This is a genomic window from Enterobacter sp. ECC-249 (assembly GCF_043965265.1).
Taxonomy (GTDB): domain Bacteria; phylum Pseudomonadota; class Gammaproteobacteria; order Enterobacterales; family Enterobacteriaceae; genus Enterobacter; species Enterobacter quasiroggenkampii.
Window position 1 is genome coordinate 109,668 of the sequence record NZ_CP143660.1, and the last position, 15,047, is coordinate 124,714.

The window sequence follows — 15,047 nt, forward strand, 5'->3', positions numbered from 1 at the left end:
CCGGCCTTTTTTATTTCTGGGGTCTGGAAAGCCTCATCATGTACAATCCCCGCTTTCTTCATCCACAAGGGACAAAAAATGGACAAACGTTTTGTTCAGGCCCATAAAGAAGCGCGCTGGGCGCTGTGGCTGACCCTTCTCTATCTCGCCGCGTGGTTAGTAACTGCTTACTTACCCAATTCAGCCTCCGGTATAACCGGCCTGCCGCACTGGTTTGAAATGGCGTGTCTGCTGGTACCGTTGATTTTCATTTTGCTCAGCTGGCTGATGGTGCGCTTTATCTTCCGCGATTTCCCGCTGGAGGATAGTGATGCAAACTGAAATCATCACCGTACTGGTTGTCTATTTGATCGTGGTATTTGGCCTCTCTTTCTATGCCATGCGCAAACGTAGTAGCGGATCGTTTCTGAGCGAATATTTCCTCGGCAGCCGTTCCATGGGCGGTTTTGTGCTGGCGATGACCTTGACCGCCACGTACGTGAGCGCCAGTTCGTTCATTGGCGGGCCGGGAGCGGCATATAAATACGGGCTGGGCTGGGTACTACTGGCCATGATCCAGGTGCCCACGATTTGGCTGTCGCTGGGTATTCTTGGCAAAAAATTTGCCATACTCGCTCGCCGCTATAACGCCATTACGCTAAACGATATGCTGCAGGCGCGTTATCATAGCCGCGCGGTGGTCTGGATTGCCAGTATCAGCCTGATTGTCGCTTTCGTCGGCGCCATTGCCGTTCAGTTTATTGGCGGCGCGCGCCTGCTGGAAACGGCGGCGGGTATTAAGTACGAGACCGGGCTGCTCATCTTTGGGATCACGATTGCGCTGTACACCGCGTTTGGCGGTTTCCGCGCCAGCGTGCTGAACGACACCATGCAGGGCATGGTGATGCTGATAGGCACCCTTGTTCTGCTGGTCGGCGTCATCTACGCGGCCGGTGGGTTACACAATGCGGTGCAAACGCTGGAACAGATCAATCCTAAACTGGTCAGCCCTCATGGTGCTGACGATATCCTGACGCCCGCGTTTATGACCTCCTTCTGGGTGCTGGTCTGCTTCGGGGTTATCGGTCTACCGCACACCGCCGTGCGCTGTATCTCTTATAAAGACAGCAAAGCCGTTCACCGTGGGATTGTGATTGGTACCGTCGTTGTCGCCCTTCTGATGCTGGGCATGCATCTGGCGGGCGCGCTGGGGCGGGCCGTATTACCTCACCTGACCGTGCCAGATCAGGTTATCCCTACGCTGATGGTGCAGGTTCTGCCGCCGTGGGCCGCCGGGCTGTTCCTTGCTGCACCGATGGCGGCCATCATGTCCAACGTTAACGCGCACCTGCTTCAGGCTTCCGCCACTATCATCAAAGATCTGTGGCTTAGCGCGCGTCCGGCTAAAATGCATAATGAGCAAAAGCTGAAACGCATCTCGACCTGGACCACGCTGGTGCTCGGCATTCTGATGATGTTAGCCGCATGGCGCCCGCCGGAGATGATCATCTGGCTGAACCTGCTGGCATTTGGTGGGCTGGAAGCTGTATTCCTGTGGCCGCTGGTGTTAGGGCTCTACTGGGAACGCGCAAACGCGGCGGGCGCGCTGAGCGGCATGATCGTCGGCGGTGTGCTGTATGCCGTCCTTGCAACGTTTAAGATTCAGTACCTGGGCTTCCATCCGATTGTGCCTTCGCTACTGCTAAGTTTACTGGCGTTTGTGGTGGGGAACCGTTTCGGTCAGCCTGTCCCACAACCCGCTATGATTTCTACTGATAAATAAAGAGTTTTGCCATGCCGTGGATCCAACTAAAACTGAACACAACCGGCGCTAACGCCGAGGAACTGAGCGATGCGCTGATGGAGGCCGGCTCGGTCTCTATCACCTTCCAGGACACGCATGACACGCCGGTCTTTGAACCGCTGCCGGGCGAAACCCGCCTGTGGGGTGATACCGACGTTATTGGCCTGTTTGATGCCGAAACCGATATGAAAGAGGTTGTCGCGATTCTGGAGAATCATCCTCTGCTCGGCGCGGGCTTTGTGCACAAAATCGAACAGCTGGAAGACAAAGACTGGGAACGCGAGTGGATGGATAACTTCCACCCGATGCAGTTCGGCAAACGTCTGTGGATCTGCCCAAGCTGGCGCGACGTCCCGGACGAGAATGCAGTCAACGTGATGCTTGACCCGGGCCTGGCGTTTGGTACCGGCACTCACCCAACCACCTCGCTGTGCCTGCAGTGGCTTGATGGTCTGGATCTGGACGGTAAGACAGTGATCGACTTCGGCTGCGGATCCGGGATCCTCGCGATTGCGGCCCTGAAACTGGGCGCGGCAAAAGCCATCGGGATCGATATCGATCCGCAGGCGATTCAGGCCAGCCGCGATAACGCCGAGCGTAACGGCGTCTCCGATCGTCTGGAGCTGTATCTGCCTGACGCACAGCCAGACGCCATGAAAGCCGATGTGGTGGTCGCAAATATTCTGGCGGGCCCACTGCGCGAGCTGGCCCCGTTAATCAGCGTGCTGCCCGTTGAGGGCGGTCTGCTGGGGCTTTCCGGTATCCTGGCAAGCCAGGCGGACAGCGTGTGCGAAGCCTACGCCGATCTTTTCGCTCTCGACCCGGTGGTGGAGAAAGAAGAGTGGTGCCGTATTACCGGTCGTAAAAAATAAGCATTTGGCGTGGTCATCTGACCACGCCTTTCTCCCGCTGATAATCCTCTCTTCCTCTGCCATTCCTCGGTAAAATAACCCTACAAATCATGCTGATTTGTATTATAAAAATTCACCGGAAGAATATGATGAAACACATTACAGGCAAGGCAGCGCTGCTGGCGCTGAGCATGATCTCGGCTTCAGCATTTGCATCACACTGGAGCTACGAAGGGGAAGGTTCTCCGGAACACTGGGGCGAGCTGGACGAGGCATACAAGACCTGTCAAAGCGGAATGAACCAGTCTCCGATTAATATTGATTCGACCGCTCACGCCCATCTCCCTCCGCTTAAAACGCACTACATTGATGGCCCTGTGGGGCTGACAAACAATGGTCATACCATTCAGGCCAGCGAAAAAGCAGATACCCGCAACACGATAACCCTGGACAAACAAACCTGGACGCTACAGCAGTTCCACTTCCATGCGCCGAGCGAAAACACCGTGCATGGCAAGAAGTACGCGATGGAGATGCATCTGGTACATAAAAATAGCGCGGGTGAGCTGGCCGTGGTGGCCGTCATGTTTGATAAAGGTGCTGCGAATCCGGAGCTGGAAAAGCTGTGGAGCGTGATGCCGCAGCAGGCTGAACAGAACGTAACCATTGAGAAGGATCTCAACCTGAACAAACTGCTGCCAAAGGTGAAAACTTACTGGCGCTTTAGTGGCTCGTTGACCACGCCACCGTGTTCTGAGGGGGTCACCTGGATCGTGCTCAAACAGCCGTTAACCGTCTCAGCAGAACAGCTTGAGAAATTTACTCATACCATGCATCACGATAATAACCGTCCGGTACAGTCTCTGCATGGGCGTGTTGTGGTCGAATAACCGCCCATCCTGTGGCTTAAGATCATGTTCTAAAATGCGATGCAGATCGCAAAGAAGAGGGAAAATCTGCTGCTAAAAACAGCAGATTATCCCGCTCAGGTAAGCCATTTATTCAGAAATGATGAGAAGTTACGGGAAATTGTAAGCGCCCATAAAATAGTCATTCCGACATAACATAATGATTTAAATAGTGAATAATTCTTAACGGAAAGATTGAGCGGCTATTCCTTGATCTACAACAGTGGATTGTTCAAAGTTTGGCCTTTCATCTCGTGCAAAAAATGCGTAATATACGCCGCCTTGCAGTCACAGTATGGTCATTTCTTAACTCATGCGCATCGGACACCACCAGCTTAGAAATCGCCTGATCGCAGCCCCTATGGCAGGTATTACCGACCGGCCGTTCAGGACGCTGTGCTATGAGATGGGAGCCGGTTTAACCGTATCCGAGATGATGTCGTCTAACCCGCAGGTTTGGGAAAGCGATAAATCCCGCCTTCGGATGGTGCACATTGATGAACCTGGTATTCGCACCGTGCAAATTGCCGGAAGCGTGCCTGAAGAGATGGCAGATGCCGCGCGTATCAACGTGGAAAGTGGTGCCCAGATTATTGATATCAATATGGGGTGCCCGGCCAAAAAAGTGAATCGCAAGCTTGCAGGTTCAGCCCTTCTGCAATACCCCGACCAGGTGAAAGCTATCCTGACGGCGGTTGTCAGCGCAGTGGACGTTCCTGTTACGTTAAAGATTCGCACGGGTTGGTCGCCGGAACACCGTAACTGTGTAGAGATTGCCCAACTGGCCGAAGACTGTGGCATTCAGGCCCTGACCATTCATGGACGCACGCGTGCCTGTTTGTTCAACGGTGAAGCTGAATACGACAGCATTCGGGCAGTTAAGCAGAAAGTTTCCATTCCGATTATCGCGAATGGCGACATAACTGACCCGCTTAAAGCCAGAGCTGTGCTCGACTATACGGGAGCTGATGCTCTGATGATAGGACGTGCCGCTCAGGGAAGACCCTGGATCTTTCGGGAAATCCAGCATTATCTGGACACTGGAGAGCTGCTTGCTCCACTGCCTCTGGCAGAGGTTAAGCGCTTGCTTTGTTCGCATGTTCGGGAACTGCATGACCACTACGGTCAGGCGAAAGGGTACCGAATTGCGCGTAAACACGTTTCCTGGTATCTCCAGGAGCACGCTCCAGATGACCAGTTTCGGCGCACATTCAACGCCATAGAGGATGCCAGCGAACAGCTGGAGGCGTTGGAGGCATACTTCGAAAATCTTGCGTAATGAAATAAAGAGCTGACAGAACTATGTTCGAACAACGCGTAAATTCTGACGTACTGACCGTTTCTACCGTTAACTCTCAGGACCAGGTAACTCAAAAGCCCCTGCGTGACTCGGTTAAACAGGCACTGAAGAACTATTTTGCTCAACTGAACGGTCAGGATGTTAATGACCTGTATGAGCTGGTACTGGCTGAAGTTGAACAGCCACTGTTGGACATGGTGATGCAATACACCCGCGGTAACCAAACCCGCGCTGCGCTGATGATGGGTATCAACCGTGGTACTCTGCGTAAGAAACTGAAAAAATACGGCATGAACTGATACTAATCAGTTAAATGCTTGTTTAAAAAGGCGCTCTTCGGCATGGGGAAGCGCCTTTTTTATTTCCTGCTTCAGTCCGTCAACGCTTTGTAAACCTTCGCTTACCCCGCTTTAAAACCGCCGCTTTTGGTGTATATTTCCCCCACTCTACTGGCGCTCTTCTCGCGGAATGACACAATGATTCGTAAATACTGGTGGCTGGTTGTCTTTGCAATCTCCGTTTTGATTTTCGATGCACTCCTGATGCAGTGGATTGAATTGATGAGCACCGAAACCGATAAGTGTCGCAATATGAACTCCGTGAATCCCCTGAAACTCGTGAACTGCTCAGAGCTCGACTAACCGCCTGATTGCGCAAATCCCCCCGTGATTACCCACTAAAAACGGGGATTTAAATCCCTTTGAGCCATTACCCGACGGTGATAATGTCTCGCCCTTCTTAACCTCTCTAGCGTAACCTCACACTCGAGTAGAACCGTCCATGCTGGTCAGCCAATACAACCATATCCTTGTTGTCCTCTCCTTTGTTGTTGCCATCCTTGCCGCGTATAGCGCACTGAATATGGCTGCACGTGTCGCCGGGAGTGAGGGCGTCGCTGCCCGCGTCTGGCTGGCTGGCGGTGGTATTGCTATGGGCATAGGCGTGTGGGCCATGCATTTTATCGGCATGCTGGCGATGGACCTCTCCATGAGCATGAGCTACAACGCCACCCTGACGGTGTTATCCATGGTCATCGCCGTGGGTTCGTCACTGTTTGCGCTATGGCTCGTGAGCTGCGAGCAACTACGCCTGCGCCGACTGCTGCCCGGCGCGCTGGTAATGGGGAGCGGTATTGTTGCCATGCATTACACCGGTATGGCGGCGCTGGAAGTAATGCCCGGGATTATCTGGGACAAGGTCTGGGTGGCCATTTCGGTCGCCATTGCGCTTGTGGCTTCACTCGCGGCATTATGGCTGACCTTCCGCCTGCGCCGCGAAGCCGCACAGGTCGTGCTGATGCGCATGGGTGCCGCCATCACGATGGGAATTGCCATTGCCGGGATGCACTATTCCGGGATGAAAGCCGCACAGTTTCCGATGTCCACAATGGTTCACCATGAGGGTATTAACGGGAGCTGGCTGGCGGTGCTGGTGAGCGTCGTCGCGCTCTCTATTCTTGGGATCACCCTGCTGGTGTCGATGCTGGATGCCCGCCTTCAGGCACGCACCGCCCTTCTGGCCTCGTCGCTGGCAGAAGCTAACCGGGAACTCGCTCAACTGGCGCTACACGATACCCTGACGCGTCTGCCCAACCGTATCCTGCTGGAAGACAGACTCGATCAGGCCATCAGTAAAGCCGATCGTGAAGGTAATCACTTTGCTCTGATGTTCATGGATCTTGACGGCTTTAAAGCCATCAATGACGCCTACGGCCATGATGTCGGTGACAGGCTGCTGGTCGCCGTTACGCAGCGTCTGCTGCTTCTCCTGAAAGGCCAGTTCACCCTTGCACGTATCGGCGGTGATGAATTTGTTCTGCTGGCAGAGGGAGAAGGTCCGGACGACGCGGCATCGCTGGCGAATTCGCTGGTTCGCGCGATCGATAGCCCGTTCAATCTCAGCCCCTATGAACTGGTAGTGACCCTTAGCATCGGTATCGCGCTGTATCCTCACGACGGCAAAACCGAGCGTGAGCTGATGTTTAACGCCGACGCGGCGATGTATCACACGAAGCATATGGGCCGTAACGGTTACCACTTTTTCCAGCCCTCCATGAACACCCTGGCGCAGACCCATCTCCAGTTAATGAACGATCTGTGGATGGCGATCGATCGCAATGAGCTGCGCCTGCTGTATCAGCCAAAATTTCACGCCCCGGCGGGCCCAGTCCTCGGATTCGAGGCGTTATTGCGCTGGCAGCATCCTAAGCAGGGATTACTGACCCCGGACCTATTCCTGCCGCTGGCGGAAAAAACGGGGCTAATCGTTCCCATTGGCAACTGGGTGATTAATGAAGCCTGCCGCCAGCTGCGGGAATGGCATCTTCAGGGGCATCAAAGCTGGTCAATGGCGGTAAACCTGTCGACACTGCAGTTTGAACAACCTTCGCTGGTTAAAACGGTTCTCGACTGCCTGGCACTTCACCAGGTGCCACCGGAAATGTTGATCCTCGAAGTGACGGAAACCACGGCGATGAGCAACCCGGATGAGAGCGTACGGGTGCTGACAGAGCTGACGGATGCAGGGGTGAAGGCCTCCATTGATGATTTTGGCACCGGATATTCGAGCCTGCTGTATCTCAAGCGTTTACCGGCCTGCGAATTGAAAATCGACAGGGCGTTTGTGAAAGAGCTCAGCGGCGAGAGCGAGGATGCAACTATTGTCTCTGCGATTGTGGCCCTCGCCAAAACACTCAACCTGAAAGTTGTGGCTGAAGGTGTAGAAACCGAAGCACAGCAAGCCTTTTTGACCGAGCTGGGCTGCAATACCCTTCAGGGTTATCTGTTAGGTAAACCCGTCAGCGCGCAGACCATAGAAGCACTTTGTGTCAGCGGGGAAATGTTACCTGGCGCTGAGCAGTAAGCATCATCCGGCGACACGCGAATAACCGGGAGTGTCGCCAGTATGCTATCGACCAGAGCGGGAGCCTGCTGATAAAGATTAAAACTGTCGTTATTCATTAACCAGTTTTTAATTATTCCGCTAAAAAAACCGTGGAATACAATCAGGGTCAGATCAACATTTACCTTTGGCGAAATGATGTTCCGTGAAATACAGGCCTCCAGCGTGGCACGCAGCGTGTCGTAATTAAATCCAATCCGATTTCTGATCTCTCTCTCAGAAATCATATCACTGCTAAATTCACATTTATGATACAGAATTTGTAAAAGGGCACATTCCCGGGGTTCATGGGCAATATACTGAAGTGCAGTAATAAATTGCTCACGAAGTATTAACAATGGATCATCACCTTCGGAAAGGGAAAGCCGGTCGCGAATAACGTCGCGGAGCGGTAATTGCTGCTCCCAGATGGCGTTAAATATTTCGGCTTTACTGGTGAAGTGCCAGTAGATGGCGCCGCGCGTAACCTTTGCGGCATCCGCGATGTCCGTCAGCGTCGTGTTGGCTACGCCACGCGTCGCAAACTGCCCAATAGCCGCCTCAATCAGCTGCTGCCGGGTTTGTTGAGCTTCTTCTTTCTTTTTACGCGCCATAGACAACGACTCGCTACTCACAAGATTTATACGTAACACAGGGTCAGGAGAAAGAAAGTATTCACCAAATCCCGTTTTAATTTTGCACAAAAAAAGTCAATCTTCTTAATTTATAGCTTAGCTAAATACATATTTAATTTTAAATTCACAACATGAATAATTAAATCACGTTAAGCGTTATTTAACTGATTAATTTGCCGGAAGACAGCGGAGAAATAAACCGAGCCTGTTTCTGATTTTTCTGCTTAGACCTTGCCATTCGCACTTATAAATTAAAAAACATTAAATACCCTCATTATTATACGCAGCTACATTTTATTTTTATCCCGCTGCCCCTGCTACCGATTCACGCCAGATATCGGTTTCCGGGTATTTAAAGGACCAGTAATGACGAATCATTTCAGACGCTTACCCTTAGCCGGTTTCATTGTCTGCGCTGTACTGCTCTCAGGATGCGATGGCCAGGAAAACCAAGCGCAACATCCGCAGGCCCCCCAGGTCAGCGTGCATATTGTGAAAAGCGCACCGCTGGCTGTCACCACTGAACTCCCGGGCAGAACTGATGCGTTCCGCGTTGCAGAGGTTCGTCCGCAGGTTAGCGGTATCATCCTGCGCCGCAACTTCACGGAAGGCAGCGATGTAAAAGCCGGGGATTCGCTTTATCAGATCGATCCTGCAACCTATCAGGCGGCTTACGATAACGCGAAAGGCGAGCTGGCGAAGGCCCAGGCGGCGGCCAATATTGCGCACCTGACGGTGAAACGTTATCTCCCGCTGGTCGGCACACAGTATGTCAGCAAGCAAGAGTATGACCAGGCCGTCGCCACGGCCCAGCAGGCAGATGCCAGCGTCGTTGCCGTCAAAGCGGGCGTTGAAAGTGCACGAATCAATCTTGCTTATACCAAAGTGACGTCTCCCGTCGATGGCCGCATCGGCAAATCCAGCGTGACGGAAGGCGCGCTTGTGACGAACGGACAAACCGAGGCGCTGGCAACGGTCCAGCAGCTTGATCCGATTTACGTAGATGTTACCCAGTCCAGTAATGATTTTATGCGTCTGAAGCAGACGAGCCTGCAAAAAGGCGATACCGCCAGCAGCGTTGAGCTACTGATGGAGAACGGGCAGCCCTATCCTCTGAAAGGTACATTGCAGTTCTCTGACGTGACGGTGGATGAAAGTACCGGCTCGATTACCCTGCGCGCCATTTTCCCGAATCCTCAGCATCTGCTGTTACCCGGCATGTTTGTTCGCGCCCGCATCGATGAAGGTACGCAGCCGGATGCGATTCTGGTTCCCCAGCAAGGCGTGACCCGCACACCGCGAGGCGATGCCACCGTGATGGTGGTAAACGATAAAAACCAGGTTGAGTCTCGCACCGTCGTTGCGCCTCAGGCGATTGGCAACCGCTGGCTGGTAACGGAAGGGCTGAAAAACGGTGACCGCGTGATTGTCAGCGGACTCCAGAAGGTCAGTCCGGGCGTAACCGTCGTCGCTACGCCTGATACCACCACTGCTCCAGCCAGTTAAGGGACGACGACATGGCTAATTTCTTTATTCAGCGACCGGTTTTCGCCTGGGTACTTGCCATCATTTTGATGATTGCAGGCGGGCTGGCCATTCTAAAACTTCCCGTCGCACAGTATCCGACCATTGCACCTCCCGCCGTGGCGATATCCGCGACCTACCCGGGCGCTGACGCTCAAACGGTACAGGATACCGTGACCCAGGTTATCGAACAAAACATGAACGGCATCGATAACCTGATGTATATGTCTTCCACCAGCGATTCAGCGGGTAACGTCACCATCACCCTGACCTTCGAGTCAGGAACCGATCCGGACATCGCCCAGGTACAGGTGCAGAACAAGCTGCAGCTCGCCATGCCGCTGCTGCCGCAAGAGGTGCAGCAGCAAGGGATTGGCGTGGAGAAATCCAGCAGCAGCTTCCTGCTGGTCGCCGGCTTTGTTTCAGACAACAAAAACCTCACGCAGAATGACATCTCTGACTATGTCGCTTCGAACGTCAAAGATGCCATCAGCCGAACGTCTGGCGTCGGTGACGTTCAGCTGTTTGGCGCTCAGTATGCGATGCGCATCTGGCTCGACAGCAATGCGATGAACAAATACCAGCTGACGCCGCTGGATATTATCAATCAGCTGAAAACGCAGAACGATCAGATAGCGGCAGGCCAGCTGGGCGGAACACCGTCCATCCCGGGACAACAGCTGAATGCCTCGATCATCGCGCAAACCCGCCTGAAATCACCGGAAGAGTTCGGTCGCGTGACGCTCAAGGTGAACCAGGACGGCTCAATGGTGCATCTGAAGGATGTGGCTCGCATTGAGCTGGGTGGTGAAAATTACAACATGGTGACAAAAATCAACGGGCAGGCGGCAACCGGCCTGGGGATTAAGCTGGCAACCGGAGCCAATGCGCTGGATACGGCGGCAGCCATCAAGAGCAAGCTGGCACAACTGCAGCCGTTCTTCCCGCAGGGGCTCAAAGTCGTCTACCCCTATGACACCACGCCGTTTGTGAAGATCTCCATCCACGAAGTGGTGAAGACCCTGTTTGAGGCGATCGTTCTCGTCTTCCTGGTCATGTACCTGTTCCTGCAAAACCTGCGGGCAACGCTCATCCCGACGATCGCGGTTCCGGTCGTTCTGCTGGGTACCTTCGCGGTTCTGGCGGCGTTCGGTTTCTCCATCAATACCCTGACAATGTTTGGCATGGTGCTGGCGATAGGCCTGCTGGTCGATGACGCTATCGTGGTCGTTGAGAACGTTGAGCGCGTCATGGTCGAGGACAAGCTGCTGCCGAAAGAGGCCACGCAGAAGTCTATGGAGCAGATCCAGGGCGCACTGGTGGGGATCGCCATGGTGCTCTCGGCGGTCTTTATTCCGATGGCCTTTTTTGACGGCTCGACGGGGGCAATCTATCGCCAGTTTTCGCTGACTATCGTTTCCGCGATGGCGTTGTCCGTACTGGTTGCGCTAATCCTGACGCCCGCACTCTGTGCAACGCTGCTTAAGCCCGTATCCGGCGACCATCATGAGAAAAAAGGTGGCTTCTTCGGCTGGTTTAATGCGCTTTTTGATAAGAGCGTGGAGCACTACAGTAACAGCGTGAGCGGTATCTTGCGCAAAACCGGGCGCTATCTGGTGGTATACGTCATTATTGTCGGTGGGATGGCGGTGCTCTTCCTGCGCTTACCCACCTCCTTCCTCCCCGAAGAGGATCAGGGGGTGTTTATGACGATGGTTCAGCTTCCTGCGGGGGCAACCCAGACGCGTACTCAGCAGGTCCTCGACCAGGTTCAGGACTACTACCTGAATAAAGAGAAGGCGAATGTTGAATCCGTCTTTACCGTAAACGGCTTTAGCTTTAGCGGCCAGGGTCAAAACTCCGGCATTGCCTTTATCAGCCTGAAGCCCTGGGAGGAGCGACCGGGGTCGGAAAATGGCGTCGAAGCCATTGTAGGTCGCGCGACGAGAGCCTTCAGTCAGATTAAAGACGGACTTGTTTTCCCGTTTAACCTGCCTGCAATTATTGAGCTGGGTACCGCCACGGGCTTTGACTTTGAACTGATCGATCAGGCTAACCTGGGACATACCCAGCTGACGCAGGCGCGTAATCAGCTGCTCAGCATGGTGAAAGAGCACTCTGACCTGCTGGTTCGCGTGCGCCCTAACGGTCTGGAAGATACGCCTCAGTTCAAGCTGGATGTCGATCAGGAGAAAGCGCAGGCGCTGGGCATCAGTCTTTCTGACGTCAACCAGACGATTTCGACGGCCTTAGGCGGCACCTATGTAAATGACTTTATCGATCATGGGCGCGTGAAGAAGGTCTACGTCCAGGCAGACGCAAAATTCCGTATGTTGCCAGGGGATATTAACAACCTTTACGTGCGCAGTGCGAACGGGGAAATGGTGCCGTTCTCATCCTTCAGCAACGCCCACTGGGTCTATGGTTCACCTCGCCTGGAGCGCTATAACGGGATGCCCTCTATGGAGATCCTGGGTGAATCAGCCCCGGGTAAAAGTACCGGTGAGGCCATGGTTATGATGGAAAGTCTCGCGGCAAAACTGCCTTCCGGCATCGGTTATGACTGGACGGGGATGTCTTATCAGGAGCGGCTTTCGGGTAACCAGGCACCTGCACTGTACGCCATTTCACTGATCGTGGTGTTCCTGTGTCTGGCAGCGCTGTATGAAAGCTGGTCCATTCCGTTCTCCGTTATGCTGGTTGTACCGCTGGGGGTCATTGGGGCGCTTCTAGCAGCGTCGCTACGCGGGTTAAACAATGACGTCTATTTCCAGGTCGGCCTGCTGACCACGATTGGTCTGTCAGCGAAAAACGCCATTTTGATCGTCGAATTTGCTAAAGACCTGATGGATAAAGAAGGTAAAGGTATCATTGAGGCCACGCTGGAGGCGTCAAGGATGCGCCTTCGACCGATCCTGATGACGTCTCTGGCCTTTATACTGGGCGTCATGCCGCTGGTGATCAGCTCCGGGGCCGGAAGCGGCGCGCAAAACGCCGTCGGTACGGGCGTAATGGGGGGAATGCTTTCCGCAACGCTGCTGGCGATTTTCTTCGTGCCCGTCTTCTTTGTGGTTGTTCGGCGACGATTTACTCATCATAAAGATTAATGTTCCCCCGAAAAGGCACTTTTGGTGCCTTTTTTATTTTTAACATAAACAATGAATTAGGTTTTACATAAAGGTAGCGTTGAAAATATGATGATTTGCATTAAGTAAAAACAGTCTCTTGCCGCTTCATAATGTCTCCATTAATTCCTCCTGAAACCGACTTTTCTCCACGATTTTTACAAACTACATAATTTGAGATTATTCCTCGTGTAACGCGGACTTACCCCGGTGGTAAAATAACCTCCAGTTCGTTAATAGCCCTCCTGGCTTTATAACGGATGAGAAATAATATTGAGGTAACATCATGAAAAGATTCATTTCCGTTGCACTTCTCGCTGCGCTGCTTGCTGGTTGCGCGCACGACTCTCCATGTGTACCGGTTTACGACGACCAGGGCCGACTGGTTCATACCAATACCTGTATGAAAGGCACCACCCAGGATAACTGGGAAACTGCAGGTGCTATCGCCGGCGGTGCTGCCGCAGTGGCGGGTTTGACGCTGGGTATTGTTGCCCTGACGAAGTAACAGCTGTTAAGAAAGCGCGGCTCTGGCCGCGCTTTTGCTTTTAATGAGTGCAATATTTTCAAATAAGTAAAAAAATAGCCCCGTATTTATTCGCGCTGTTCATTTCAGGCTGAAGCCAGTCACATCTTTTCCGTATACTCATTTAAATTACCGGTTCTATTGTGATGATTTTCACACATTAATTTTATTGAATATCCTGCCAATATTCACGCTGGAAACTATCTCGTCTTTTTCCTGACGCGACTCAAAACTTTTGCTCCAATTTGTGGCACAGGTTGTAATTTCGCACCGTTTCAGGGCGCTCGTTTTATTTAAGCCTGTCTACACTCAGCATTAAGCGTTCACTCATCTCTTATTTTGTCGAACGCAAAACTGGCATTACGTTTGCTTTATAAACGTTGGCCAAAGCCACAGACAGGTAAAGCGTTTAAAAACGCCTCTATAACGATAAATTTCGCCACACAGGATGCATTATGAAAAAGACGATGATAGCCAGCCTGGCCGCTGCAGGCATGATGTTTGCCGTAGCCGGTCAAGCCCATGCGGGAACGACACTGGATGCCGTTAAAAAGAAAGGTTTTGTTCAATGCGGTATCAGTGACGGTTTGCCTGGCTTCTCTTATGCCGATGCGAACGGCAAATTTACCGGTATTGATGTGGACGTCTGCCGTGGCGTTGCAGCCGCCGTTTTTGGCGATGACAGCAAAGTAAAATATACCCCGCTGACGGCGAAAGAACGCTTTACGGCGCTGCAGTCCGGCGAGGTCGACATGCTCTCCCGTAATACCACCTGGACTTCCTCCCGTGATGCAGGCATGGGGATGTCATTTACGGGCGTGACCTATTATGACGGTATCGGTTTCCTGACCCACAATAAAGCCGGCCTGAAAAGCGCCAAAGAACTGGATGGTGCCACCGTTTGTATCCAGGCGGGCACCGATACCGAGCTGAACGTCGCGGATTATTTCAAAGCAAACAATATGAAATACACCCCGGTGACATTCGACCGCTCGGATGAGTCGGCCAAAGCGCTAGAATCCGGCCGTTGCGACACGCTGGCCTCTGACCAGTCACAGCTGTATGCCTTACGTATTAAGCTGAGCAATCCGGCAGAATGGATTGTTCTGCCTGAAGTGATCTCCAAAGAACCTCTCGGACCGGTGGTACGTCGTGGCGATGAAGACTGGTTCTCTATTGTTCGCTGGACGCTGTTCGCCATGCTGAACGCAGAAGAGATGGGTATTAACTCGAAAAACGTGGATGAGAAAGCCGCTAAGCCATCCAACCCGGATATGGCACACCTGCTGGGTACAGAAGGTGATTTCGGCAAGGATCTGAAGCTGGATAACAAGTGGGCCTACAACATCATCAAACAGGTGGGCAACTACTCTGAGATCTTTGAACGCAACGTGGGATCGGAAAGCCCGCTGAAGATCAAACGCGGCCAGAACAATCTCTGGAACAACGGCGGTATTCAGTACGCACCACCAGTACGTTAAGTCATAGCTGTAACGGGCACTGCTCCGGCAGTGC

General features: G+C 52.9%; 13 protein-coding genes. 12 read left to right on the forward strand and 1 reads right to left on the reverse strand.

Translation table 11 applies throughout. The features are described 5' to 3' along the window. The first annotated feature begins 78 nt into the window (after positions 1 to 78). From V1587_RS00540 to V1587_RS00575, 8 genes are all read left to right on the forward strand, one after another. On the forward strand, positions 79 to 321 hold the full coding sequence (locus V1587_RS00540; RefSeq protein ID WP_032650447.1) for a YhdT family protein: 243 nt from the start codon (positions 79 to 81) through the stop codon (positions 319 to 321). Beyond that, complete coding sequence (gene panF, locus V1587_RS00545) at positions 311 to 1,762, forward strand: sodium/pantothenate symporter (RefSeq protein ID WP_371899213.1); 1,452 nt, start codon at positions 311 to 313, stop codon at positions 1,760 to 1,762. Before V1587_RS00540 ends, panF begins: the two co-directional genes overlap by 11 nt. 11 nt (positions 1,763 to 1,773) lie before the next feature. Next, on the forward strand, positions 1,774 to 2,655 hold the full coding sequence (gene prmA / locus V1587_RS00550; protein WP_032639765.1) for a 50S ribosomal protein L11 methyltransferase: 882 nt from the start codon (positions 1,774 to 1,776) through the stop codon (positions 2,653 to 2,655). Positions 2,656 to 2,783: 128 nt separating this feature from the next. Then, positions 2,784 to 3,524 carry a carbonic anhydrase gene (locus tag V1587_RS00555; protein ID WP_371899222.1) on the forward strand — a complete coding sequence of 247 codons (741 nt, stop codon included), beginning with the start codon at positions 2,784 to 2,786 and terminating at the stop codon, positions 3,522 to 3,524. 331 nt (positions 3,525 to 3,855) lie between these two features. Next, on the forward strand, positions 3,856 to 4,821 hold the full coding sequence (gene dusB / locus V1587_RS00560) for a tRNA dihydrouridine synthase DusB (RefSeq protein WP_008502861.1): 966 nt from the start codon (positions 3,856 to 3,858) through the stop codon (positions 4,819 to 4,821). A gap of 23 nt (positions 4,822 to 4,844) precedes the next feature. Beyond that, positions 4,845 to 5,141 carry a DNA-binding transcriptional regulator Fis gene (fis, locus tag V1587_RS00565; protein ID WP_000462905.1) on the forward strand — a complete coding sequence of 99 codons (297 nt, stop codon included), beginning with the start codon at positions 4,845 to 4,847 and terminating at the stop codon, positions 5,139 to 5,141. 177 nt (positions 5,142 to 5,318) lie between these two features. Further along, complete coding sequence (locus tag V1587_RS00570; RefSeq protein ID WP_008502862.1) at positions 5,319 to 5,483, forward strand: DUF2556 family protein; 165 nt, start codon at positions 5,319 to 5,321, stop codon at positions 5,481 to 5,483. 139 nt (positions 5,484 to 5,622) lie between these two features. Continuing rightward, on the forward strand, positions 5,623 to 7,704 hold the full coding sequence (locus V1587_RS00575; RefSeq protein ID WP_371899214.1) for a putative bifunctional diguanylate cyclase/phosphodiesterase: 2,082 nt from the start codon (positions 5,623 to 5,625) through the stop codon (positions 7,702 to 7,704). Here the strand turns inward: V1587_RS00575 and envR are convergent. Then, the gene (gene envR / locus V1587_RS00580) at positions 7,620 to 8,336 is read right to left on the reverse strand and encodes an acrEF/envCD operon transcriptional regulator (RefSeq protein ID WP_371899215.1); all 717 of its coding nucleotides are present in this window, start codon (positions 8,334 to 8,336) and stop codon (positions 7,620 to 7,622) included. The two genes, V1587_RS00575 and envR, sit on opposite strands and share 85 nt — an antisense overlap. 387 nt (positions 8,337 to 8,723) lie before the next feature. Here envR and V1587_RS00585 point away from each other — a divergent pair, with 387 nt between their 5' ends. The 4 genes from V1587_RS00585 (at position 8,724) to V1587_RS00600 (ending at position 15,013) form a co-directional block, all read left to right on the forward strand. Then, positions 8,724 to 9,863: an efflux RND transporter periplasmic adaptor subunit gene (locus V1587_RS00585; RefSeq protein ID WP_371899216.1), complete on the forward strand. Its 1,140-nt coding sequence runs from the start codon at positions 8,724 to 8,726 to the stop codon at positions 9,861 to 9,863. An 11-nt stretch (positions 9,864 to 9,874) separates the two neighbouring features. Continuing rightward, on the forward strand, positions 9,875 to 12,988 hold the full coding sequence (locus V1587_RS00590; protein WP_395314485.1) for an efflux RND transporter permease subunit: 3,114 nt from the start codon (positions 9,875 to 9,877) through the stop codon (positions 12,986 to 12,988). A 304-nt stretch (positions 12,989 to 13,292) separates the two neighbouring features. Continuing rightward, a complete protein-coding gene (locus V1587_RS00595; RefSeq protein WP_008502867.1) occupies positions 13,293 to 13,514 on the forward strand; it encodes a lipoprotein in 222 nt (73 codons plus the stop codon). A 473-nt stretch (positions 13,515 to 13,987) separates the two neighbouring features. Beyond that, complete coding sequence (locus V1587_RS00600; protein WP_047071242.1) at positions 13,988 to 15,013, forward strand: amino acid ABC transporter substrate-binding protein; 1,026 nt, start codon at positions 13,988 to 13,990, stop codon at positions 15,011 to 15,013. The last annotated feature ends 34 nt before the right edge of the window (positions 15,014 to 15,047 follow it).

Excerpts from the sequence above, each read along its gene's own strand:
- V1587_RS00555 (WP_371899222.1), top strand. The coding sequence starts at position 2,784 with ATGAAACACATTACAGGCAAGGCAGCGCTGCTGGCGCTGAGCATGATC.
- V1587_RS00585 (WP_371899216.1), top strand. The coding sequence starts at position 8,724 with ATGACGAATCATTTCAGACGCTTACCCTTAGCCGGTTTCATTGTCTGC.
- prmA (WP_032639765.1), top strand. The coding sequence starts at position 1,774 with ATGCCGTGGATCCAACTAAAACTGAACACAACCGGCGCTAACGCCGAG.
- dusB (WP_008502861.1), top strand. The coding sequence starts at position 3,856 with ATGCGCATCGGACACCACCAGCTTAGAAATCGCCTGATCGCAGCCCCT.
- V1587_RS00590 (WP_395314485.1), top strand. The coding sequence starts at position 9,875 with ATGGCTAATTTCTTTATTCAGCGACCGGTTTTCGCCTGGGTACTTGCC.
- V1587_RS00540 (WP_032650447.1), top strand. The coding sequence starts at position 79 with ATGGACAAACGTTTTGTTCAGGCCCATAAAGAAGCGCGCTGGGCGCTG.
- V1587_RS00575 (WP_371899214.1), top strand. The coding sequence starts at position 5,623 with ATGCTGGTCAGCCAATACAACCATATCCTTGTTGTCCTCTCCTTTGTT.
- V1587_RS00595 (WP_008502867.1), top strand. The coding sequence starts at position 13,293 with ATGAAAAGATTCATTTCCGTTGCACTTCTCGCTGCGCTGCTTGCTGGT.
- fis (WP_000462905.1), top strand. The coding sequence starts at position 4,845 with ATGTTCGAACAACGCGTAAATTCTGACGTACTGACCGTTTCTACCGTT.
- envR (WP_371899215.1), bottom strand. The coding sequence starts at position 8,336 with ATGGCGCGTAAAAAGAAAGAAGAAGCTCAACAAACCCGGCAGCAGCTG.
- panF (WP_371899213.1), top strand. The coding sequence starts at position 311 with ATGCAAACTGAAATCATCACCGTACTGGTTGTCTATTTGATCGTGGTA.
- V1587_RS00570 (WP_008502862.1), top strand. The coding sequence starts at position 5,319 with ATGATTCGTAAATACTGGTGGCTGGTTGTCTTTGCAATCTCCGTTTTG.
- V1587_RS00600 (WP_047071242.1), top strand. The coding sequence starts at position 13,988 with ATGAAAAAGACGATGATAGCCAGCCTGGCCGCTGCAGGCATGATGTTT.